Below are 22,105 nucleotides of genomic sequence, written 5' to 3'. Positions count from 1 at the left end.
GTACTGCTATTGCACTTTCAGTCCGGCGGACTTGACGACCTTGCCCCACTTGTCGATTTCGCTGTCGATCCACGAGCGCAGCGTCTCGGGGGTGTTGGGCGTGGCCGGAAGCACGAAGCCGGCCGATTTATAAGCCTCGCGCATCGACTCGCTGGCCAGGCCGTCGGTGATGGCCTGGTTCAGCTTGGCGACCACGGGCCCGGGCGTGCCGGCCGGCGCCACGACCGCAAACCATGACTGGACCGAGAAGCCATCCAGCCCCGATTCGGCCAGTGTGGGCACGTCGGGCGCGAAAGGCGCGCGCTCGGGCGAAGTGACCCCCAGGGCGCGCAACTTGCCCGCCTGCACATGAGGCAGCGATGAAGGCAGGTTGTCGAACATGGACCCGACCTGCCCGCCCAGCAAGTCGGCAACCGCCGGCCCACTGCCCCGATATGGCACGTGCAGGATATCGGTGCCGGTCGCCATCTTGAATATCTCGCACGACAGGTGGATGGACGAACCGCTGCCCGATGATGCGCAGGTCAGCTTGCCCGGATTGCTCTTGGCATACGCCACGTATTCCTGCACCGATTTGATGGGCAGGTCCGGATGCACCACCAGGATATTCGGGATGGTAGCCAGCAAGGCCACCGGCTCGAAGTCCTTCTTGAAGTCGTAATTGAGCTTTTCGTACAGGCTGCGGTTGATCGTGTTCGCAATCGAGCCGACGTACAGCGTATAGCCGTCGGGCTTGGACCGGGCCACCACTTCGGCGCCGATGTTGCTGTTTGCGCCGGTACGGTTTTCCACGACCACCGGCTGGCCCAGCGAGTCCGACAGCGACTTGGCGATCAGGCGCGCCACGATATCGGTGGCGCCGCCTGCTGCATAGCCCACCACCAGTGTCACCGGCCGTTGCGGATAATCGGGCGCGGCCTGCACGGCCGTGGCAAACCCCAGACCGGCCAGCCATAGCGCCGCCGGGCGGATAACGCGTTGCATAACAGATCGCATGACTTTGTCTCCTATCGGTGTTTATTATTCGGACGCATATACGAAATACGTCGCAGCTATGATGTACCTTGATCCAGCCCATTAAGAAGCAAGGATGTTCGAATAATGAACGACGTTACGTCCGCCGGGCCCGGCGCCAGCACCCTGCGCCGCGGCCTGCGCATGCTGGCAGCCTTGCGCCAGGCGCCTGACGGCCTGGACGTGGCAGGCATCGCCCGAGCGCTGCGCATGCAGCGCACCAGCGTGTACCGCTATGTATGCGTGCTGGTCGAAGAAGGTTATGCGCTGCGCGACCCGCAAACTGGCCGGTACCGCGCCGCGCCAGCCTGGCCATCGCCGCCGGACGAACAGACGCTTTCAGTGGCGCAGCTGGCGCCGGCCATGCGCCGCATCAGCGACCATACTGGCGATTCCTCTTTCCTGATCTGCCGGGTCGGGGCCGACTCGCTGTGTCTGCACCGGGAAATCGGCAGTTATCCGGTGCAAGTACTGGCCGTGACCATCGGCCACCGCCAGCCGCTGGGCGTGGGCGCCGCCGGCCTGGCGTTGCTGGCGGCGCTGCCCGAAGCCGAAGCCGAAGCGCTGATCCAGCAGAACCGGGCTGCGCTGCGCTCGTACGGCAACATGACGGCCGGCCACATGCGGTTGCTGGTCGACGCCACGCGCCGGCGCGGCTGGTCGGCGGTGGGCAATGCGGCGGTGCCGGGCGTACTGGGGGTGGGCGTGGCGTTGCGCGACCGCTCGGGCTATCCGCGCCTGGCCGTCAGCGTATCGTGCATACTCGACCGCATGCCGGCCACGCGCCAGCGCACCATCGCGGACTTGATACAGAAAGAAATCGGCGGCACGACCTAAGTCCCGCCCCGGTCGCGCGTATCCCACCAGATGAAGGCCCAGCGCAGCGGCGCGCCGGCCCGCTCGGCCGGCGTGGCGGCGTCATACCAGACGCGCAGGCGTTGACGCTCGGCATCATCCAACCCGCCCATGGAACGCGCGACCCGGCGCGCGTAGTCATCGAAATCCGCCGCCCCCTGTAGTGCGCCGGGCACCGCGATGTAGTCCAGCCGTGGATATATGCCCATGCCGCGCAGGATGTTCAGGATATACAGGCACCCGGGCCCCGGCGGGCGCACGCGGCCCGTTGCCTGCTGGATGGCCGGATCCAGGAAATGGCCATCGGCGACATGGGTCAGGTAGACACGCAAGCGTGCATGGGCGTGCAGTTTCGCCAATGCCGCCGCCATGTCGGGCACCATGGTGGAACGCGACGCGACCGCAAGATCGCAAACAGGAACATCCGACCAATCATCTTCCCACGCGCGCAGCATCGGCTGCACATTGCGCACGCCCTGCATGCGAGCGCCGTCTTCCAAGGCGCGCAACATGCCGGAACTGTAGTCCAGCGCAATCACACGATCCAGTCGGCCGGCAACGGCAAGCGCGAGCGTGCCGGCGCCGCAGCCCACATCGAGCAATGTGCGGGCGTCATCGAAGTGCATGCGCGCGATGAAATCCCGCGCATAACCGCTTACGTCCGTGCGAGGCTTGATAGCGTCGGCGCGCTCGTCCCACACCTGGGGCGGCCGAGGCCGGCCGCGCGTGGCAAGGTAGTGTTTCTTGTAGAGTTCGGCGAAATCGATCGTGTCCAGGCTCATGGCGCGGCCCCCTGTGTCTGTGCCGCCTTCGGCGCCCGGGCCACGCACCGGTCGAACCAGGCCTGCAGCGCCGGGCGCGACACGGGCAACTCGGCACCCGCCTGCCCCGTAAAGCGGCGCCAATCGTCGGCCAGGCTTGCCGAAACCAGTGTGACCACGGGAATGCCGGCGCTCATCAGGGCCAGCATTTCGTTCGCAAACCCGCCGCCGGCAGCCTCGGCCAGGCCGTAGCGGCTGACAATGACCAGGTCGGCGCGGGCTTGCAGCGCGTGGCGCAAAACCTGGCTGGCCGCGGCCAGCGCCCCCGTATCCAGGCTGCACGCCCGTGAGCCGGGCCCCAGGTCTTGCGACAGCGCGTAGCGCCGGCCCGATGCGAGATCAAGCAATTCACGAGCGGCCCTGCCCCCGCCGGCCGGCACGATTTCGTATTGCACCAGCCCGTGCACGCGCCAACCCTGTGCCTGCAACTCGCGCGCGAACTCGGCCAGAAGCGGGTCGGCGCCATGCGACGAAGCGTGGTACATCAGCGCCGCAACCGGCAGCGAAAAGGCGGAATCGTCATTCATGGATCGGCGGACCGGCGGTCGGCGCCAGCCGGGCAGATTGCAGATGTGGTCACTCTATACGCGCCGACTGCCCCGCGAAAGCCCTGCCGTCGACATAGCGCCGTGTGCGTATGGCAGGGCGCAAAAAACAATGCTATAATTTTTTTCTTTGTTGCCGCGCCTGTAATTTTGTGGCGTGCAGCATGCGGGAGTAGCTCAGTTGGTAGAGCGCAACCTTGCCAAGGTTGAGGTCGCGAGTTCGAGACTCGTCTCCCGCTCCAGAATTTTTGCCCGCCGCCAAGTGGCAATGCGGCAGGCGCCAGGCAGAAGGGGCTCGTCCAGGGACGCGCCCCTTTTTCGTTGGGGCGGCCGTGCGCGTCGGTTTGCGCGGCGGCACGCGCGCCACATCGCCGCCGCGTGCCCTGGGCGCTTGCGGCTTACCCCGGCAAGACACAAACGTCAGCTTTCCTGTACAATAGCGGGCTTGGCAAATGACGCCCCTGGCGCAATGGCAGAGTGGTTATGCAGCGGATTGCAAATCCGTGTACGTCGGTTCGATTCCGGCTTGCGCCTCCAGCAGAATCAAGGCTCTCAGCAATGAGGGCCTTTTTCTTTGGGTGCGGCATGTAGGCACTATCGGCAGGCAAAATGGTGGGCAAAATTTGCCATTCAACCGCCGCCATCCTGGCCCTGAACCGGCCCACCCTTTGCCCGACCCACCCGGCATTCATGGCGAGCCCCCTCAGGCAGATGCGCCATCGGCCCGGGCAAACGTGCTGTCAAGAACCCTGAGCCAGAACAACTTCCACGCCCTGCCGGCGAATGGCTTCGAGCACGGAAGGTTCGACCGCTCGGTCGGTAATCAGCCGCTGCACCTGTTGCCATCCGCACACCCGGAAGCTGGCGTGCGCTTGAAACTTGGTGTGGTCGGCCAGGACAGTCGTGCGGGTCGCCGCGGCGACAAAAGCGCGGTTCATCGCCGCGTCTTCGCTTTCCCGCATGAAAATGCCGTCGGCGTTGACCGCATGCACGCCCAGAAACGCTTCGCGAACCTGGATATCCGGCAGGGTGTTGTTCTCGTGCCGCTCTATCGTGGCCAGTTTGCGGGGATCCAGGCGGCCTGCCAGCACATAGACGTGCGCAAGATGGCTTTGGCCTGCCGCCGTGGCCACTGACAGGCCATTGGTGATGATGTGCAGGTCTTGATGGCCGCGCAGCGCCATCGCCAGCGCATGGGCCGTGGTGCCTGCATTGATAAGAATGCTGTCGCCGTCCGAGATGTATTGCGCCGCGCATTCCGCGATCGCGGCTTTCTCTGCGGACTGCTGGCTGTGGCGTTCCGAGTAGCTGTACATCTCGTACCGGGCGCTGCCCTCGGCCAACACTTCCTGCGATAAAACCGCGCCGCCATGCGTGCGCTCCAGCAGCCCTTTATCCCGCAGTTCGAGCAGATCTCGCCGAATGGTGATGGGCGACGCCGAGAACATCTGGGCAAGATCCCGCACGGTCACGGCGTTGGTCTCTTGCATGAAGGTGAGGATACGCTGCTGACGTTCGGCTTTGATCATATATGTTCACATGCGCCTATTTCGATCAATTTAGCACAGCAAATAGCCGCGCTTGATTCACAAAATGTTCACATTCGATCATTAAAGTGGCGGCCATGATAACGCCCCTTCATTACACCGCCATCGTGTTCGATCTGGATGGCACGTTGATCGATACCTGGCCCAGCCTGTTTGCCGCTGCGCAGGCTGTCGCGCCCGGATGCGCCCCGCGCCCCGATGTGTTGCGCCACGCACTCAGCGAAGGCATTGCTCCGATGTTCGAACGGGCGGCGCGCCACCTGACGCCGACAGGCCCGGAACGAGCCGCGCTGGCAAGCGCCATGCACCACGACTATCTGACGCGCAAGCTTACCGACGCGCAACCGTATGACGGTGTCGACATCGCGCTCCAACGGCTCGCCGCAAGCGGTTACCCGCTGGCCCTGTGTACCAACCGCGACCGCGCCTCGACCGAGATCCTGCTGCGGCACTTGGGCTGGCAGTCCTTGTTCAGGCATACGCAATGTCTCGATGACGGCCTGCCCGCCAAGCCCGACCCTCAACCCCTGATCGCGACTGCGTTGCATGTGGCCGAGCACCCGTCGCAGGTGCTTTTCGTAGGCGACTCGCACATTGACGCCGCCTGCGCCCAAGCAGCGGGGATGCACTTTGCCGCCCACCTGGGGGGTTATCACACCCATGCGCACGATCTGCGTCCTGCTGTCGTGTGGTACCGCCATATCGATGAACTCTCGCAGCGGCTGGCGCAGCCGTTGCCTGTGATGGAGGTGAACCATGACTGATATCGTGCTTGAAAACATCGCGAAGACCTACGGCAATACCAAGGTCCTCGACGGCCTGTCGCTGACCATCCGGGACGGGGAGTTCCTGACGCTGCTGGGCGCATCCGGCTGCGGCAAATCCACGCTGCTGAAGCTGCTGGCCGGCCTGGAGATGCCGGATGCCGGCACGATACGCCGCGGCGACACGAACTTGCTGACGCGCTCGCCCGGCGAGCGCGATTGCGCCATGGTGTTCCAGTCGTATGCGCTGTACCCGCACCTGTCCGTGCGCGATAACGTCTGCATGCCGCTGTACATGCGATCGTTGAACTTCGTGCAGCGTCTGCCGGGGGTGCGCTGGCTCAGCCCGGCCACGCGACGTCAAGTGCGGCAAGCTCAGGCTCAGGGCACGGAAGTGGCGCGGGTGCTGGGCATCGAACATCTGTGGGCGCGCAAGCCCGCTCAATTGTCCGGCGGACAGCGGCAACGGGTGGCGCTTGCGCGGGCCATGGTGCGTCGTCCGTCGTTGTTCCTATTCGACGAACCGCTGTCCAATCTGGATGCCAACCTGCGTCAATCGTTGCGTAGCGAAATCCGCCAGCTGCACGAAAAGCTGGGGGTGACGTTCGTGTACGTGACGCACGACCAGCATGAAGCCATGTCGATGTCCGACCGGGTGGCGGTCATGAAAGACGGCCAGATCCTGCAACTGGGCACTCCGCAAGACATCTACCACGCGCCTGAGCATGCCAACGTTGCCGCGTTTGTCGGGGCGCCGCGCATCAACTTCCTGACGGTCGAACGCGATGGCGCGGGCAGGCCGACGCTGCAGGGGCGCGCGCTGGACGGCGCCTTCCCCAGTGAAACGCACAGGCTGGCATTTCGCCCTCATGAAGCTGCGCTCACCCCGATGCGCGATGCCCTGCCCGTCAGCGGCGTGGTCACGCAGGTGGAGTTCACGGGCGCCGACTGCATGATCACGCTGCGAACGGCGGCCGACGAAAACGTGATGGCGGTGCTCGACCCTCAGTCGCGAGCGCAGGCGGGAAGCCCGCTGACGGTGTATATCCACCAGGACGCCTGGCATGCCTTTGATGCCAGCGGTCGTCGCCTGGCGCTCGATCGCCCGCAGATGTTCCGGGCCGCCTGACATCGGCAAGGGCAATTCATATGATGCGTATCAAACCCTTGCCGCTGGCGCTGCTGCTTGGCCCCAGCCTTGTTCTTACGGCGCTTCTGCTGATCGTGCCGTTGGCCATCGTGGCGCTGATGTCGATGACCGACTGGCAATTCGGCGCCGCCACGTGGAATTGGGTGGGCCTGGAAAACTACATCCAGCTCTGGAACGACGATTCGTTTCGCAAGAGCTTTTCCAACACAGTGTTTTACCTGATCGTGGTGTCTTTGGGGTCCATCGGCCTGGGGCTCGGCCTGGCGCTGCTGATCGAATCGCACGACAGCTGGCGTTCTTTCTATCGGACGGCCTTCTTCATGCCGGTGGCCTCGACGTTGATTGCCATGGCCATCGTGTGGCAATTCCTGATGCACCCGACGGCCGGCTTCTTCAATTATGTGCTGTCGATGTTTGGCGGCGAACCTCGCAACTGGTTGCGGGACTACGACCTGGCGCTGCCCTCGCTGGCCGTAATCGGCATCTGGCAGATGTCCGGCCTGGCGCTCGTGATGTTTCTTGCCGGGCTCAAGAGCATCCCCTCAGAACTGCGCGACGCCTGTCTGCTCGACGGCATGCGCCACCCGGTGGACCGCCTGTTCAGGCTGATCCTGCCGATGCTGGGCCCCACCATGTTGTTCGTCGTCACCGTATGCGCCATCCGATCGCTGCAGGTCTTTGACACCGTGCACGCCTTGACCCAGGGCGGGCCGAACAAGGCCACGGAAGTGCTGCTGCACACGATCTATTCGGAAGGTTTTGGATTCTTCCGCATGGGGTATGCGTCGGCAATGGTGGTGGTGTTCGTCGCCTGCATCTTCATATTGACGCTGATCCAGCAGATCGGCATGGAAAAACGGACGCACTACTGATGAAGAATCCCTTGCAAGCATCCTGGTCCTGGCGGGTTTTCCGGCATGCCGTGCTGTTTACCGGGGCGATGATCTACCTGCTGCCGTTCGTGTGGATGCTGTCGACATCGTTCAAGCCGGCAGACGAAATATTCCGGCAAGGTTTCCACCTGCTGCCGCAGAAGTGGGCGGCCATTGAAAACTACACGCAGGCGCTTACGCAAGTGCCGCTGCTGCGATACCTGGCCAACGGCGTGATCGTGTGCGGCGGCATTCTGATTCTGCAGATCCTCGTGTCGCTGCCGGCCGCGTACTGCTTCGCCAAGCTGGAATTTCGGGGCAAGCGCATGGCCTGGGGGTTGGTTCTGCTGTCCCTGATGATTCCGTTTCAGGCCACGGCCATCCCGTTGTACATCCTGCTGCACCATGCGGGCCTGCTGGACACGACCGCGGCGCTGATCATCCCCTTCATCGCCTCGGCGTTCGGCATCTTCCTGATGCGCCAGTTCTTCATGGGCGTGCCCAATGACCTGATCCATGCCGCGCGCCTGGACGGCATGGGCGAGTTCGAACTGGTGTGGCGGGTGCTCATGCCCGCCGCCATGCCCGCGCTGATCGCGTTCTCTATCTTCTCGGTGGTGTGGCACTGGAACGACTATTTCTGGCCGCTGCTGGTGATCAACTCGATGGATCTCGCCACGCCGCCGCTGGGAACCATGTTTTTCAAGAACGAAGAATCCGGGACCAACTACGGTCCTCTGATGGCCGGCACGGTCATTATCACCTTGCCGCTGCTGTTGTTCTTTCTGTCTGCGCAGAAGCGCTTTATCGAAGGCGTCACCCTCTCGGGTGTCAAAGGTTAAAGGAATTCAGATGCAATTCAAGGTGTTATTCAGTGTGCTTGCCGGCCTTGCCATGACCGGCGCCGCAGCCCAGGCTGCCAAGGTAGAACTCGTGGTCGAGTACCCCTACCCGGATGTGTTCAACCAGACGCACCAGGAAATTGCCAAGCGGTTCACCGCCAAGTTTCCCGACTACACGGTGAAGTTCCGTGCCCCCACGCCCGAGTACGAAGCCGCGGCCCAGCAGGCGCTGCGCCACGCCGTGACCGGCCAGCTGGCCGACGTGTCGTTCCAGGGCCTGAACCGCCAGCGCATCTTTGTCGACCGGGGTATCGCAGTCGATCTGACGCCCTTCATCAAGGCCGAACCCGACTGGGAACAAAGCGGCTATAGCGACGCCCTGATGTCGCTGGGGCAGATCAACGGCAAGCAGGTCGGCATCGGCTTTTCGCTGTCCACGCCCATCGTTTACTACAACATGGATCTGCTGGAAAAAGTCGGTGTCGCCGATGACGCACTGCCCAAGAACTGGGACGACATAATCGCGGTAGCCGACAAGTCGCGCCAGGCCAGCCCCGGCACGCATGGCCTGCACTACGATTGGGAGATCACCGGCAACTGGCTGTGGCAAGCCATCATCTTTTCGAAAGGCGGCGCCATGTTGAACGCCGACGAGACCAAGGTGGCCTTTGACAATGCCATCGGCCGCGAATCCATTGCGCAGCTTGGGCGCATGGTGCAAAACGGCACCATGGGCAATTTCTCGTACCGCGACGCGCAACAGCTATTCGTGAACGGCCAGCTGGCAGTGCTGTCGAGCTCGACCTCGCGGCTGCAGCATATCGAGTCGCAGATCGGTGACAAGTTCCGCATGGTGACAGGCTACTTTCCTGTGTACGCCGACAAGGGCACCGTACCTGCGGGAGGCAACGTCGCCATGATGTTCACCAAGGATCCGGAGCGTCAGAAAGCCGCCTGGGAATACATCAAGTTCGTGACGGGCCCCGAAGGCGCCACGCTGATGACCCAATCGACGGGCTATTTTCCCGCCAACACGCTGCCCATCGACGACCCGAAGATGCTGGCCGGCTACTATGACGCCAATCCGAATCAGTACACGGCCGTCAAGCAGCAAGCCTGGCTGACCGGCTGGTATGCCTTCCCGGGCGAGAACGGCCTGAAAATCACCGACGTGATCCACGACCACCTGCAGACCGTGTTCGACAAGAGCGCGCAGCCGCAGCAAGCGCTGGACGCGATGGTCAAGGACGTGCAGGCGCTGTTGAACTAAAGGAATCTCGATGAAATTCATTCATCTGACCGACACGCACCTGGTGGCCGACGCGGGCGACCTGTACGGCACGAATCCCAAAAAACGCGTGCAACAGGCCGTCGCCCATATGCAGGCGAACCAGCCGGATGCGCAGGCCCTGGTGATCACCGGCGACCTCACGCATTACGGGCACGACGACGCCTATCGTCATCTGCGCGAATGCCTGGCGCCGGTTACCATGCCCATCTACCCCATTCTGGGCAACCACGACCACCGGCTGCGCTTCCAGAATCATTTTCCGGAAGTGCCCCGCGATGCCGACGGCTTTGTGCAGTACACCGCGGATTTCAATGGTTCGCTGGCGATTTTCCTTGATACGAACGAGCCCGGCGTTACATGGGGCGTGTTCTGCGCCCGGCGCGGCGCCTGGCTGCGCCAGCAACTGGAACATACCGATAGCCCGGTGCTGATCTTCATGCACCATCCGTTCTTTTCGATTGGCATTCACAGCATGGACGCCATCTCTTTGCGCGACACCGGCCCGTTCATGGCGGCCATTGCCGGGCATGAGCACCGCATCCGCCAGGTGTTCTTCGGGCATATTCATCGCCCGATCTTCGGCGCCTTCCGCGGCATCCCTTATTCGACCTTGCGCGGCACCAATCATCAAGTCGCGCTGGATCTGCACGGCAAACAGCTTGACGTGCTGGGTGCGCACGAACCCCCGCAGTACGGCGTCGTTCGGGTGGAGGCCGATCAGGTGCTGATCCACCTGGAAGACTATCTGAATGCCGGAAAGAGATTCCCGCTTGGCGAATACGATCACTCGATCGCCATAGCGGGATAGGGCTGCAGATCTTGTGGCCGCCGTGCCCTCCATGACAGAAACAAGGCTCTCGATCCGAGAGCCTTGTTTTTGACGATCTGCACCGCCGGCCGATCTGGCTTCAGGGCTCGATGTATCCGGCCACCGGCCCGAAACTGGCGCTGCTGGGCGTGGCGGCGACGGTCTGGCGGTTTTGGGCCACGGGGCCGGCGCTTGGCGGGCAGGTGTGGCCGGTGGCTTCCCAGGCCAGGCGGTTCTCTTCTTCACCGAAACAGAAGAAGCGCATTTCCGCAACCTCTTTGTAGCCGAGCTTGTAGGCGGTGGCTGTATCTTCACGGGCGTTACAAGACGAACTTTCGGACGCCACGGAACCGCCGATGCCGAAGCCCGTGACGCCCACTCCCATTGTGTTGCTCTGGCCGCAGTTGTTGGAACCGCCGAACATGCTGGGCGCGATATACACATTGGGCGTGGTGGAAATGCTTTGGTGCTTGCGTTGCGACGACCCCTCGAAGGTGATGTTTCCCATGCCCATCTCCGCCGACACCCCGACCTGGGCCGTACCGGACTGTGAGCTCGAGTTGGCGTTGCTGGATGCGTTGGAACCCGCGCTGGCGCCCGTGTTGATGGTTTGGCCCCACGCGCTGAACGTACATAAGGCCAAGGTTATTAGTGCTAGCCGTTTCATGAGTATTCTCCTGGATTTAAGCCACCTTATGCCGTTCGTAGGACGTCTGAGCTTCGGACGCCTTTGATAATGTAACTTTACGAGCGGTGACACCTTATTCTATGGTTACAAGAAAATGGATTTTTGCCAGTTTGTGCGTCATCGATAAATAAAAAAATAAATACTTCGCACCACCTATATTCAAAAATTCGCGCACTTTCTTTTTCTTTATCAACCTGGGCGTCGCCGTTGGCCATCGACCCGGCCGGCGTACGCACGACCCCTGTTCGCGGCTACTTCTCGTCATCGCAAGGCGGGCCGCTCTGCTTGCCGCGAATGCGCAGCTCTAGCATCGCTTCGCCGTAAGCCTGCTGCAGCGCCTTGATCTGCTTTTCATAATATTCCTTTACATTCAATGGGTTGGATCGCAACGCATTTTCCAGCCCACGCTTGCCCTCGTCTACCCACCGCTCGATCTCGGACGCTGGCAAGCCGAAGGTTTCGCTGGCTTCACGCACACTGGTGCGGCCCTGGATAATGTCCATGACCAGCACGCTTTTGCGCCTGACAGTCCAGCGCTTGATTTCTTCGTCAAGTTTTTCGTCCATCGCCAGCGCTCCTTAAATAAGGCCGATACAAATTCAGCCGGATTAAAATCTAGAAATGTAACCATGAAATAAAATTCGGCCAAAAAAAAGGCCAGTTATATTCCACGGCTTTTAACCAGAGCCCCGCCGCCTGTTTTCACTGGCGGCCAACCTGCAGGCCCAGTTCGAGCCAATGCCACCCCGGCGGCAATTGCCCGGTGACACCCGCATTGGGCAGGCTAGGCAATAACCGGGCGCGGGAGATCCATACCTGGTCGGCGCCCCCTTGCACAACACTGTGGTAGCCACTGCCCTCGACCGGTCTGCAATCCTGAAAGCCCGGCGCCAGCACGACGTCCTGGCCTGGCTCCGACATTTGCGGAAACGACGCGATTTCGGGATACCCGGATTGCGCTTGTTCTTGCGGGCATGTGGCCTCCCATGCCGGAGCAGTATCCGCGCCAGGATTCGCAGCCATGGCTGGGGCCATAAGCAGCGCCAACCATGACGCAAGACTTCGAAGAACCGGCCGAAATGCAGTGTTCATCGCACTCTCCTGCGTGCAGGAAGCGCGGCATCGCGCCCCCTGCACGACGGGTATCGGTATGGCTGCTGCTTACCAGCTCCAGCCGCCAAAACCGATGCTGCCCACATTGCCGGTGGCGCCGCTGGTGTATTCGCCGCCGGCCATGCCTGACGTGCTGCCCCCAGCGAACCCGGCGGTGTAGCCGCCGCCGACCGACGTGTTCACGCTGACACCGTTGGCGTAGGTGTTGGTGCCTTGCGGCGACAGGGAAACGCCAGAGTTCGCGCTGGTGCTACTCGTGGCCGTGCTGCCCTGCAACGCCGCGCCGAACCCCAGCGAGCCGCTGCCGCTGGTGGCCTGCGATCCGCCCATCGTTCCGGAAGAGGACGAGCCGGTGCCCGCGAAACCGCCAATGGCGAAACCGGCCGCATGGGCCATGCCGATCGAGCTCACGGCCAGAGCCGCTGCCAATATTGCTTTCTTCATGGTGTATTGCCTCCTGATAATTCGAGAAACCGTCTCGAGGCGGTACTACTCCGTGAATTCCCGTATTGGTCCGATGCATTGATTGGCTAATTTCGAGCCAATTCGGAAAACCTTTGCTGCCTGATTTCGTGCCTTCGGTAATAACCCGCATTAATCTCGATGCATCTAAATGGTGCGTTTTTCAAAAACCGCGGGAAAACACTACCCCCCGGCCTCAATAAAGAGACCGGAACCATTCCATGTGTCTGCCGTTATTTGCCGGCCGCCCCGGATACGCGGGTGATTCCCTAATCCCAACGGCCTATTCAATATGTGCTATGCAAAACGCATAATCACTTCCCTGAAAAGTCGTCGCGCAAATTTCACTACTGATTCGTGCAGTTTTCGTGTCTGCCAACGCCACCTGAAAACTGCTTCCCTCTCCCGGACCGCTTGTCACGACGGCTTTCATTCTAGGCAGTTTGATTTCACAAAATTTACAGTTTGTGATCTTTCTGCCGATTTATCGAAACCTTTGTCCGCGCCATGCGGATTAACAAGCTCGCGGGAGCAAGCGCTGGGTCACCAGCGAAGGGAATGTTTTTATGGATCCTCGAATTCAATACTGCGTGACGCAAATCGAACAACAAATCCTGCATGGGTCTACAGACCATTGCGTACATGACGCGCTTATCCAGGAACTGGCGCAGAAGATCAGAGTCAGCCGGTTCCACCTGACCCGTCTTTTCCTGAAGGATTTCCAGCATTCGCCACGCGACTACATCCACCACAATCTCATGGGACGTTGCGCACTGATGGTGGCGCATACGCGCCAACCACCCTTCTCCATCGCCATCGACATGGGTTTTTCGAGCCAGCAGGCCTTTACCCGGGCGTTCACCCGTTATTGGGGAATTCCGCCCGGCCAGTTCAGGCAGGCGCATGCGATGTACATCGCCAAGATCAATGAAACCGCGCAACAGGCATCAAGCACCTGGTGCATGCGCGAGAATCGTGCTCGCGTAACGCTGCGCGAAATGCCTCCGGCGCGCTTCTGGGCGGTGCGCTACGAAGGGATGTCGAACCAGAAACATGCTTGCTGGAACGACTTCTACCGGCTCTTTGCCAACCTGGGCGCCGACAAGCTGACCGGCCCGTTCTTCGGCCTGACATATGACACTCCGATGTTTGTGCCCATGCCGTTCATCCGGTATTACTGCGGAGTACAGGTGCCGCCCGGATTCGGGCCCAAGCCGCGCGACGCGTTCGAGATCACCTTGCCCGGCGGCCGCGTGGCCACGTGCGAGAACGACTGCACCGCTCATGATGTGTCCGGGCTGCATGCCAACCTGCTGGACCATTGGCTGCCCCGCTCTGGCTACAGCTTGCGGGCTTCCTGCTTTGCGGAGCGGTTCGACACGTTTCCGCTGAATTGGGACAAGACGCCGCACCCCGTGCAACTGTATTGCTGGATCCAGTGACACTGGCAAATTTGGCTGCAGATGTATCAAAAAATTCCCTTATTGCTATTTTTAGTATCGCGAGTTAAATTTTTTAACACTGAGGTTTATCCGGCGGCCGGCGCGGGCAGTATTCTGTCCGCTACGGCCAGTTTCCGGCCTCGTCACTGCTTTTGGCGTGCCTCCAAAAATAATCCAGGGGATTCCGCAGGAACCACGGAAGGAGAAGCCGTCATGTCGACGATCATTGTCATTGCGGCAGAACATGCGTATAGGCAGGCGATTGTGCAGGCCGCGGCCAGCGCGTTGCCGGGTTGGCGCGTTGATGAAGCGGTACGCCCGGCATTGCTGTTCAACCATCGCCCGGGGCGCGAACACGAGCTCATGCTGCTGGCCGTGCCCAGCCTCGACCACATTCACCAGATCGTCCTGATGGCGCGGCTGGCATACCTGCCCAGGGCCGTTTTGCTGTTGACGTCGCGTACCGAGCCGGCGCCGTGGTCGCGCGGCCTGCCGACGGGCGTGGTCGGCTGCCTGCCGAGCGACGCCTCGGCAGAGATATTGCAGGCGGCAATCAAGCTCGTGCTGGCAGGCGGAATGCTGTTTCCCAGCCAGTTGGTCGCCCCGCTGACCGGGCCGCCACCAGCCTGCAGGCCGCCCGCGCCGGTGGCCGATGCGGCAGTGTTGCCTGAGCAGGTGGCCCGCCGCGAAAGTGCCGTGCTGGGCCTGACGCCACGGCAGTACGAAGTGCTGGTGCTGATGGCTCGAGGCTGCAGCCTGAAGGAAATCGGTCGGCAATTGAACATCGCGGTTCCTACTGCCAAGGTGCACGCGGAAACCGTGTACCAGCGCCTGCGCGTGCACAACCGGACCGAAGCGGTGTACGCCGCGATTTCGCGCGGGGCCACCCTGGGATGGTCGTCGATGGCGCGCGAGCCCGTGACCAGCGGGTAGCGACGCTGCCGCACCGGCGCGTGTGCAACCGATCTGGTTAAATAGCGCATGACGCGGGCGCTGGCTCCCGCGCGCAGGCCGATATCCGCATGGACTCTTCCGTCAAAGAAGCACTGGCCAAGTGGCCCAACGTGCCCGCCGTTTTCGGCTGGCTGTCGCTGGACGAGCGTGGCCGCTGGCGGCTGCATCCACAAGGCGATGCCGCGGCGGGCGGAATGGGCGAATCAATCCCGAATACGCAGATCGTGGCCTTCATCGACCGCAATTATGACGTCGACGAACAGGGTCGCTGGTTCTTCCAGAATGGCCCGCAACGGGTCTATGTGCGCCTGGACGGGGCGCCTTATCTGCTGCGGCGCGCGGACGACGGCATTGCGCTGGTGACCCATACCGGCCTGCCCGTGCGCGGCGTGTCCGCCTGGTGGCTTGACGACACGGGCCGGCTCTATGCCCAGGCGGACGTCGGCCCGGCGATGGTAGACGACCGCGACCTGCCGGCCCTGCTCGAGCAGCTGCGCACCGTGGCCGGCAACGCCCTGGCCGATGTGCTCGAGACCAACGACGCGCCGGTCCGGCTGACACATCCGGCGCTGGCCGGCGCGGCAGACCTGCATTGCCACACCAGCCGGGCCGATATCCCGGCGCGCTTGGGCTTCGTGGCCCAGCCCAGGCCCTGAAGCGCTGCCGCGCAGAAGTCTGGAGACTGCCGGTAGAATCGACGCCATGACCGATCAATCGCCCGTGAACTATTTCCCCGCCCCACGCCGCGCGCGCTTCTGCAGCCAGTGCGGCACGCCGATAACGCGACGCGTGCCGGAAGGCGACAACCGCGAACGCGACGTCTGCGACCGCTGCGGCGCAATTCATTATCAGAATCCGCGGCTGGTGGTGGGCACCTTGCCGGTGTGGGACAACCGCATCTTGTTGTGCAGGCGCGCCATCGAACCGCGCTATGACACCTGGACGCTGCCTGCCGGATTCATGGAACTGGGTGAAAGCACGGCCCAGGGCGCGGCGCGCGAAACGCTCGAAGAATCTGGCGCCCGCATCGAGCTCGGCCAGTTGTTCACCGTGATAGACGTGCCCCAGATTGACCAGGTCCATGTGTTCTACCTGGCGCAGGCGCTGGACCCGCGCCTGGATCCCGGCCCCGAAAGCCTGGACGCGCGCTACTACGACGAAGCCGACATTCCGTGGAATGACCTGGCCTTCCGCACGGTGGCCACCACGCTGGAACGGTTCCTGGAAGATCGCCGCAGCGGCGCGTTCCAGACCCACCATTACACGCTCGAGTCGCATCGCTGACCTTGAAGCTGCCCTGGCTACTGCACGATACGCCGTTTCCGCCGGTCGAACTCGCACTGTCCGATCCGGCGGGCCTGCTGGCGGCAGGCGCCGATCTTTCTATCGAGCGCCTGACGGCCGCCTACTCTCAAGGCATATTCCCCTGGTACAGCGAAGGCGAGCCGCTGCTCTGGTGGAGCCCCGATCCGCGCATGGTGCTGGCTTGCGAAGATTTCGCTCCCTCGCATTCGCTGCGCAAATTGCTGCGCAAGATCGAGCGCGATGAAAACAGCCTGCTGCCGCGCGTGCAAGTGCGGGTCGACACGGATTTCGCCACGGTGATGGCCTGCTGCGCCGCCCCGCGCGACGGCCAGGCGGGCACCTGGATCACGCCCGCGATCCGGCAGGCCTATGGAGCCTGGCACGAGGCAGGCGTGGCGCATAGCGTCGAGACCTGGATAGACGGCGAGCTGGCCGGCGGCTTGTATGGCGTGAGCCTGGGCCGCATGTTTTTCGGCGAATCGATGTTTACCCGCGCGCCCGATGCCTCGAAAGTGGCGCTGGCCTACCTGGTGGCATTTTTGCGCCGCGCCGGGGTGGCATGGATCGACTGCCAGCAGCAGACACGGCACCTGGGCAGCATGGGCGCCCGGCCGGTGCCGCGCGAAGACTTCGTCAGGCATGTGCGCCAGGCGGTCAGCCAGCCCGCGCCCGCCTGGCGGCGGGGCCGTCTGGACAGCCAGGGAACTCTGCATCCCGACTTGCCGTCGCGGTTGTTGTACTGACGCGCTTCAGCGTTAAGATGTAGGCCTGCCCGGGCCCGATGCCTGTGCAGGGCACGAATGAGCCAGCTTAAAGAACTCCCTTTCGCGACGCTGCAGTTCTACTCGACTGCCCCTTACCCATGCAGCTACCTGCCCGGGCGCCAGGCGCGCTCACAGGTGGCCGCCCCCGGGCACCTGATCAACGCGGGGGCGTATTCGCAGTTGGTCGAGCAGGGTTTTCGCCGCAGCGGGCTTTTTACCTATCGGCCGCACTGCGATAACTGTCGCGCCTGCGTCCCGGTGCGGGTCGACGCCGCCCGCTTCTCGCCCAGCCGCAGCCAACGCCGCGCCTGGCGCGCGCATGAGGGCTTGCGTGCCTTCGTGGCCGAACTGGCTTGGTCGCCGGAACACTACGACCTGTACACGCGCTACCAGCAGGGCCGTCATCCGGGCGGCGGCATGGATGACGACAGCCGCACTCAATACGCACAGTTCCTGCTCACCAGCCGCGTCAACACACGCCTGGTCGAGTTCCGCGATGCGCAAGGCACGCTGGCCATGGTGTCCATCATCGACGTGCTGGACGACGGCATGTCCTCGGTCTACACCTTCTACGACCCCGATGCCCGCGGCAGCCTGGGCACGTACAACATCCTTTGGCAGATAGAGCAGTGCCGGACCTTGAACCTGCCCTGGCTATACCTGGGATACTGGATACGCGACAGCCGCAAGATGGCTTATAAATCGGCGTTCCGTCCGCTGCAGATACACGCGGACGGACACTGGCGCGAGCCGCCTGCCGATATGCGCTGACGGCTGCGCGCCGGGGCCCAAACTGGCTACAATTGCGCCCCATGTCCATACTATTCGATGCCTATCCCCTGGCGCGCCGGGCGCTGTTCGCAATGGATGCGGAAACCGCCCACGAAGTCACGCTGACCGGCCTGCAACGGGCCTACGAATGCGGGGTGACGCGGCGGCTGCTGCACGCCCGGCCGCAGGCGCGCACCACGCTGATGGGGTTGGCGCTGGACAATCCTGTGGGGCTGGCCGCGGGGCTCGATAAAAACGGGGCCTATATCGACGCACTGGGCAACCTGGGGTTTGGGTTTGTCGAGGTAGGCACGGTTACGCCGCGCGCGCAGCCGGGCAACCCCAAGCCCCGCCTGTTCCGCCTGCCCCGCGCACAGGCCTTGATCAATCGGCTGGGCTTTAACAACCAGGGGTTGGACGCCTTCATCGCCAATGTGCGGCGCAGCCAGTGGCGCGTCCAGGGCGGGGTGCTGGGCCTGAACATCGGCAAGAACGCCGACACACCCATTGAACGCGCTGCCGATGACTATCTGGCCGGCCTGGAAGGCGTGTATCCGCATGCCGACTACGTCACGGTGAACATTTCGTCGCCGAACACGCAAAACCTGCGCGCACTGCAAGGCGGCGACGAATTATCGGCGCTGCTGGCCCGGCTGCGCGACAAGCGCGCCGAACTGGCCGACCTGCACCAGCGCCACGTGCCGCTGGCGGTGAAAATCGCGCCCGACCTGACACAAGAACAGATCGACGCCATCGCCGACATTCTGCCGCGCTACGGCATAGACGGCGTTATCGCCACCAACACCACCCTGTCGCGCGACGCCGTGACCGGCCAGCCACACGCCAACGAGGCAGGCGGCCTGTCGGGCGCTCCGGTGCATGCCCTGTCGCTTGCGGTCATCGAACGTCTGCGCCAGCGCATGGGGCCCGCGATGGCGATCATCGGCGTGGGCGGCATCCTGTCCGGGCAACAGGCCAGCGAGAAGATCGCCGCCGGTGCGAATGCCGTGCAGCTGTACACCGGCCTTATCTACCGGGGCCCAGCCCTGGTAGCCGAATGCGTGCGCGACATCAGCCGCGCCACCGCCTGAAGCCGCTGTTTGATGCCGGGCTGTCGCCGCCGGTGGCCGGCGGCGCACCACGGCACGATCAGGCGGCGCGGCGGCCGCGCGTGGACTTGGTGGCGGCCTCGGCGGCGTCGGTCGCGGCCTTGAACGTGGCATTGGCGGCGGCGTTCAGGTTCGACTCGGCGACCTCGGCAGCCTGCCTGGCGGCCTTGCTCAGCGATTCGTAGGCGCCATTGGCGGTGGCCAGCGACGACTTCAGCAGGGCCACGGCGCTTTCGGAACCGGCGGGCGCGTTCTTGGACAGCTGCTCGACGGTTTCGGCGACTTGCTGTTGGCCCTGGGCAATTTGCTCTTCGGCCAGCCGCACCAGTTCGCCTTGCACGCCGGCAACGATGTCGTACACGTGTTTGCCATAGGCCAGGGCCTTTTCGGCGCCGGGCTGCACCAGGCTGCTGGCAAATGCCGCGGCTTCCTGCGGGTCTTTCACGCTGAAGGCCTGCTGCGAATTCTGGGCGACTTCGTCCAGGGTGGCCTTGACGACCTTCAGGTTCAGGTCGACCAGCTTTTCAAAGCCGGCGAACAGCGTGGCTTGCGTGGCAACCAGGGTGTTCAGGGTGGATTTCTGGCGGTCCAGAATCTGTTGGGGGATGGCGGTCATGGTGGTCTCCGGAAAAATATGGCCGGAAGCGACCCGGCAGAAAGACGAGCTATGCGGTCGAGGCAAGCGAGCGGTTGGTACACCGACGGCACTTGTTGCACTGCACAAAAGTCATTTTACCGCCATCCACCCCGCTGTCAAGCACTTTTTTGTGCGACGCAGCATGGGACCTTTGCGCTGCCGCAGATCGGGGGAAATACCCGGGTGACGCGGGTTGCTATGTTTCTTACACTGACGACCGGCCGATGGCGCTTCAAAAAAGCCCTCGCCAAAATGCCAACACCGCCGCGCATCACGCGGCACAGGAGACCTCATGAAATTTATCCCCCGTACCCTTTCGGCAATGCTGGCCGCTGGCGCGCTATTCGCTGGCGCCGCCCACGCTGAATACCCGGAACGGGCCATTAATATGGTGGTTCCCTTCTCGGCAGGCGGTCCCACTGACAACGTGGCGCGGTCGCTGGCCGAAGCCATGCGCCCCACGCTGGGTCAGACCGTCGTCGTCGAGAACAAGGCCGGCGCCGGCGGCACCATCGGCACCTCGTTCGTCGGCCGCGCCGACCCCGACGGCTACACGATCCTGCTGATGCACCTGGGCTTCACCACCGCCCCGTCGCTCTACAAAGACCCGGGCTACGATCCGTTCAAGAGCTTCCAGCCGGTAGGCCTGGTGGTCGACGTCCCGATGACCGTCATCGCGCGCGAAGACTTCCCGCCCAACAACATCAAAGAGCTGGTCGACTACGTCAAGCAGAACAAAGACAAGGTCTCGCTTGCCAACGCGGGCATCGGCGCCGCCAGCCACCTGTGCGGCACGATGCTGGTCGACGCCCTGGGCGTAGACCTGCTCACCATCCCCTACAAGGGTACGGGCCCCGCGATGAACGACCTGCTGGGCAAGCAGGTCGACATGCTGTGCGACCAGACCACCAACACCACGCAGCACATCAAGGCCAACAAGGTGAAGGCCTACGCGGTCACCAGCCTGAAGCGCGTGCCCACCCTTCCCGACCTGCCCACCATGGACGAATCGGGCTTCAAGGGGTTCCAAGTGGGTATCTGGCACGGCATCTGGGTTCCGAAGGGCACGCCCCAGCCCGTGGTCGACAAGCTAGTGAAGGCGCTCCAGGCCGGCCTGGCTGATCCGAAGTTCAAGGAGCGCATGGCGGGTCTGGGCGCCGAAGTGCTCAACGACGATGCCAACCCCAAGTCGCTCGACGCCAAGGTTCAGCAGCAAGTGCCGCAATGGGCCGACCTGTTCAAGAAGGCCGGCGTACCGCAACAATAAGACTAACAACCCTTGCCTTCGGGCACCTGAACCCCCGGCCTGGCCGGGGGTTTTTTGTTGGCGGCAGGCCAGGCCAGGCCAGGCCAGAGGAGCAGGCGCTAGACGCGCACCGCATGGGGCGCCAGGCCCCGCCCCGCGCCATTGCCCACCACGGTGGGCTCATAGCCCAGCGCTTCGGATATGTTGCGCGCGGCGTCGACCAACGCCTGTATCCATTCGTCCTGCAGGCGCTCGGCGGGCGCCGAAATGGACAGACCGGCCACCAGCTTGCCGGCATCATCGAAAATGCCGGCGGCGATGCAGCGCACGCCGAGCTCGAGTTCTTCGTTGTCACGCGCGTAGCCATGCCGCCGCACCAGCGCCAGTTCGCGTTCCAGGCGGTCCAGGTCGGTAAGGCTGTTGCGCGTGTGCCCTGCCAGCCCGGTACGCATGGCATAGGCGCGCACCTGGCGGGTGTCGAGGGTGGAAAGAAACAGCTTTCCGGTGGACGTCAGGTGCAGCGGCGCCCGCCCCCCTATGGCGCGCACCACCTGCATGCCCGAACGTTCGCTCCAGGCCCGGTCGATGTAGACGATTTCGTCGCCCTGTTGCACAGACAGGTTGATTGTCTGCCCGGTTAGCTTGTGCAGCGTGCGCATGGCCGAAATCGCGGCTTCGCGCACATTGAGCCGCCCTTTGACGAGCGAGCCGAGTTCCAGCAGGCGCATGCCCAGCTGGTACAGGCCGTTGTCGACGCGTTCGACGTAGCGGCCCACAACCAGGTCATTCAGAATGCGATGCGCCGTGGACGCATGCAGCCCGGTGGCGGCAGACAATTCTTTCAGGGTGACCGGATCAGAACGGGCGGCCAGTGCATCCAGCAGGCGCATGGCGCGCTCGATGACCTGGATAGCGATAGGAGAATGGGCCGGTGCATGCTCGCTGTCCGAGCCCGGCGCTATGGCTGGCATAGTGGAAGTCGCATTGAAAGATGAGCGCAGGACAGACAATTGCGCCTCGGAAGGGAAATGCCGCGCTGCAACAAATATGGGTTTCCCGTATTGTGAAATCTTGCAGCCGTTTTGGCAACCCGGGGCAGCCCTAG

Annotated in this window: 25 protein-coding genes and 2 tRNA genes; 17 read left to right on the top strand and 10 right to left on the bottom strand. The window is 63.0% G+C overall.

The genetic code is table 11. The annotated features are described in order from the left end of the window. Positions 1 to 6: 6 nt before the first annotated feature. Complete coding sequence (locus CAL19_RS03670; RefSeq protein ID WP_094796053.1) at positions 7 to 996, bottom strand: Bug family tripartite tricarboxylate transporter substrate binding protein; 990 nt, start codon at positions 994 to 996, stop codon at positions 7 to 9. A gap of 105 nt (positions 997 to 1,101) precedes the next feature. Here CAL19_RS03670 and CAL19_RS03665 point away from each other — a divergent pair, with 105 nt between their 5' ends. Further along, positions 1,102 to 1,851 carry an IclR family transcriptional regulator gene (locus CAL19_RS03665; protein ID WP_094796052.1) on the top strand — a complete coding sequence of 250 codons (750 nt, stop codon included), beginning with the start codon at positions 1,102 to 1,104 and terminating at the stop codon, positions 1,849 to 1,851. Here CAL19_RS03665 and CAL19_RS03660 read toward each other — a convergent pair. Together CAL19_RS03660 and CAL19_RS03655 are read right to left on the bottom strand one after the other, a co-directional pair. Beyond that, positions 1,848 to 2,651, bottom strand: a complete 804-nt coding sequence (locus tag CAL19_RS03660) for a class I SAM-dependent methyltransferase (RefSeq protein ID WP_026638466.1) — start codon at positions 2,649 to 2,651, stop codon at positions 1,848 to 1,850. The two genes, CAL19_RS03665 and CAL19_RS03660, sit on opposite strands and share 4 nt — an antisense overlap. Continuing rightward, positions 2,648 to 3,217, bottom strand: a complete 570-nt coding sequence (locus tag CAL19_RS03655) for a DUF2478 domain-containing protein (RefSeq protein ID WP_051423634.1) — start codon at positions 3,215 to 3,217, stop codon at positions 2,648 to 2,650. Before CAL19_RS03655 ends, CAL19_RS03660 begins: the two co-directional genes overlap by 4 nt. A 184-nt stretch (positions 3,218 to 3,401) precedes the next feature. On the opposite strand from CAL19_RS03655, the gene CAL19_RS03650 reads away from it, so the two are divergent. Beyond that, positions 3,402 to 3,477: transfer RNA gene (locus tag CAL19_RS03650), tRNA-Gly, on the top strand. 221 nt (positions 3,478 to 3,698) lie between these two features. Beyond that, positions 3,699 to 3,772 (top strand) — tRNA-Cys (locus CAL19_RS03645). 203 nt (positions 3,773 to 3,975) lie between these two features. Here CAL19_RS03645 and CAL19_RS03640 read toward each other — a convergent pair. After that, positions 3,976 to 4,764, bottom strand: coding sequence for a DeoR/GlpR family DNA-binding transcription regulator (locus CAL19_RS03640; protein ID WP_026638467.1), 789 nt, complete (start codon positions 4,762 to 4,764; stop codon positions 3,976 to 3,978). A gap of 95 nt (positions 4,765 to 4,859) precedes the next feature. Between CAL19_RS03640 and CAL19_RS03635 the strand changes: the two genes are divergently transcribed. From CAL19_RS03635 to CAL19_RS03610, 6 genes are read left to right on the top strand one after another with little or no spacing between them, the layout of a single operon-like run. Next, the gene (locus CAL19_RS03635) at positions 4,860 to 5,546 is read left to right on the top strand and encodes an HAD family hydrolase (protein WP_026638468.1); all 687 of its coding nucleotides are present in this window, start codon (positions 4,860 to 4,862) and stop codon (positions 5,544 to 5,546) included. Then, positions 5,539 to 6,675, top strand: a complete 1,137-nt coding sequence (locus CAL19_RS03630; protein ID WP_094796051.1) for an ABC transporter ATP-binding protein — start codon at positions 5,539 to 5,541, stop codon at positions 6,673 to 6,675. The genes CAL19_RS03635 and CAL19_RS03630 overlap by 8 nt, the downstream gene beginning before the upstream one ends. Before the next feature lie 20 nt (positions 6,676 to 6,695). Further along, the gene (locus CAL19_RS03625; RefSeq protein ID WP_249276246.1) at positions 6,696 to 7,568 is read left to right on the top strand and encodes a carbohydrate ABC transporter permease; all 873 of its coding nucleotides are present in this window, start codon (positions 6,696 to 6,698) and stop codon (positions 7,566 to 7,568) included. 11 nt (positions 7,569 to 7,579) lie between these two features. After that, positions 7,580 to 8,410, top strand: coding sequence for a carbohydrate ABC transporter permease (locus CAL19_RS03620; RefSeq protein ID WP_026638471.1), 831 nt, complete (start codon positions 7,580 to 7,582; stop codon positions 8,408 to 8,410). A gap of 10 nt (positions 8,411 to 8,420) precedes the next feature. Beyond that, positions 8,421 to 9,680 carry an ABC transporter substrate-binding protein gene (locus CAL19_RS03615; protein WP_081745618.1) on the top strand — a complete coding sequence of 420 codons (1,260 nt, stop codon included), beginning with the start codon at positions 8,421 to 8,423 and terminating at the stop codon, positions 9,678 to 9,680. Between the two features lie 10 nt (positions 9,681 to 9,690). Beyond that, a complete protein-coding gene (locus CAL19_RS03610; protein WP_094796050.1) occupies positions 9,691 to 10,509 on the top strand; it encodes a phosphodiesterase in 819 nt (272 codons plus the stop codon). A gap of 100 nt (positions 10,510 to 10,609) precedes the next feature. On the opposite strand, the gene CAL19_RS03605 is transcribed toward CAL19_RS03610, so the two are convergent. From CAL19_RS03605 to CAL19_RS03590, 4 genes are all read right to left on the bottom strand, one after another. Beyond that, positions 10,610 to 11,176, bottom strand: a complete 567-nt coding sequence (locus CAL19_RS03605; RefSeq protein ID WP_026638473.1) for a hypothetical protein — start codon at positions 11,174 to 11,176, stop codon at positions 10,610 to 10,612. 272 nt (positions 11,177 to 11,448) lie between these two features. Beyond that, positions 11,449 to 11,763, bottom strand: a complete 315-nt coding sequence (locus CAL19_RS03600; protein ID WP_026638474.1) for a DUF1153 domain-containing protein — start codon at positions 11,761 to 11,763, stop codon at positions 11,449 to 11,451. Between the two features lie 136 nt (positions 11,764 to 11,899). After that, positions 11,900 to 12,220, bottom strand: coding sequence for a hypothetical protein (locus CAL19_RS03595; RefSeq protein WP_141214353.1), 321 nt, complete (start codon positions 12,218 to 12,220; stop codon positions 11,900 to 11,902). Between the two features lie 138 nt (positions 12,221 to 12,358). Then, positions 12,359 to 12,754 carry a hypothetical protein gene (locus tag CAL19_RS03590; protein WP_094796049.1) on the bottom strand — a complete coding sequence of 132 codons (396 nt, stop codon included), beginning with the start codon at positions 12,752 to 12,754 and terminating at the stop codon, positions 12,359 to 12,361. Between the two features lie 584 nt (positions 12,755 to 13,338). Here CAL19_RS03590 and CAL19_RS03585 point away from each other — a divergent pair. From CAL19_RS03585 to CAL19_RS03555, 7 genes are all read left to right on the top strand, one after another. Beyond that, positions 13,339 to 14,214, top strand: a complete 876-nt coding sequence (locus CAL19_RS03585; RefSeq protein ID WP_094796048.1) for a helix-turn-helix domain-containing protein — start codon at positions 13,339 to 13,341, stop codon at positions 14,212 to 14,214. A gap of 213 nt (positions 14,215 to 14,427) precedes the next feature. Further along, entirely contained in the window at positions 14,428 to 15,147 is a 720-nt protein-coding gene (locus CAL19_RS03580) for a helix-turn-helix transcriptional regulator (RefSeq protein ID WP_094796047.1), read from the top strand. A gap of 89 nt (positions 15,148 to 15,236) precedes the next feature. After that, a complete protein-coding gene (locus CAL19_RS03575) occupies positions 15,237 to 15,824 on the top strand; it encodes a DUF2946 family protein (protein WP_094796046.1) in 588 nt (195 codons plus the stop codon). A gap of 46 nt (positions 15,825 to 15,870) precedes the next feature. Next, positions 15,871 to 16,452 (top strand): NUDIX hydrolase, encoded by a 582-nt coding sequence (locus tag CAL19_RS03570; RefSeq protein ID WP_026638479.1) that lies wholly within the window; start codon positions 15,871 to 15,873, stop codon positions 16,450 to 16,452. Between the two features lie 2 nt (positions 16,453 to 16,454). Continuing rightward, on the top strand, positions 16,455 to 17,216 hold the full coding sequence (gene aat / locus CAL19_RS03565) for a leucyl/phenylalanyl-tRNA--protein transferase (RefSeq protein WP_026638480.1): 762 nt from the start codon (positions 16,455 to 16,457) through the stop codon (positions 17,214 to 17,216). A 57-nt stretch (positions 17,217 to 17,273) separates the two neighbouring features. After that, on the top strand, positions 17,274 to 18,008 hold the full coding sequence (locus CAL19_RS03560) for an arginyltransferase (RefSeq protein ID WP_094796045.1): 735 nt from the start codon (positions 17,274 to 17,276) through the stop codon (positions 18,006 to 18,008). 41 nt (positions 18,009 to 18,049) lie between these two features. Continuing rightward, entirely contained in the window at positions 18,050 to 19,099 is a 1,050-nt protein-coding gene (locus CAL19_RS03555; RefSeq protein WP_026638482.1) for a quinone-dependent dihydroorotate dehydrogenase, read from the top strand. Positions 19,100 to 19,157: 58 nt separating this feature from the next. On the opposite strand, the gene phaP is transcribed toward CAL19_RS03555, so the two are convergent. After that, positions 19,158 to 19,733 carry a TIGR01841 family phasin gene (gene phaP / locus CAL19_RS03550; RefSeq protein ID WP_026638483.1) on the bottom strand — a complete coding sequence of 192 codons (576 nt, stop codon included), beginning with the start codon at positions 19,731 to 19,733 and terminating at the stop codon, positions 19,158 to 19,160. A gap of 313 nt (positions 19,734 to 20,046) precedes the next feature. Between phaP and CAL19_RS03545 the strand changes: the two genes are divergently transcribed. Continuing rightward, entirely contained in the window at positions 20,047 to 21,021 is a 975-nt protein-coding gene (locus CAL19_RS03545) for a tripartite tricarboxylate transporter substrate binding protein BugD (RefSeq protein ID WP_026638484.1), read from the top strand. 98 nt (positions 21,022 to 21,119) lie between these two features. Here CAL19_RS03545 and CAL19_RS03540 read toward each other — a convergent pair whose 3' ends face one another. After that, positions 21,120 to 21,971, bottom strand: a complete 852-nt coding sequence (locus tag CAL19_RS03540) for an IclR family transcriptional regulator (protein WP_026638485.1) — start codon at positions 21,969 to 21,971, stop codon at positions 21,120 to 21,122. Positions 21,972 to 22,105: the final 134 nt, after the last annotated feature.

It is taken from the genome of Bordetella genomosp. 7 (genome assembly GCF_002261265.1).
Lineage (GTDB): Bacteria > Pseudomonadota > Gammaproteobacteria > Burkholderiales > Burkholderiaceae_B > Bordetella_A.
This window is presented reverse-complemented; position numbering and strand designations above follow the sequence as displayed.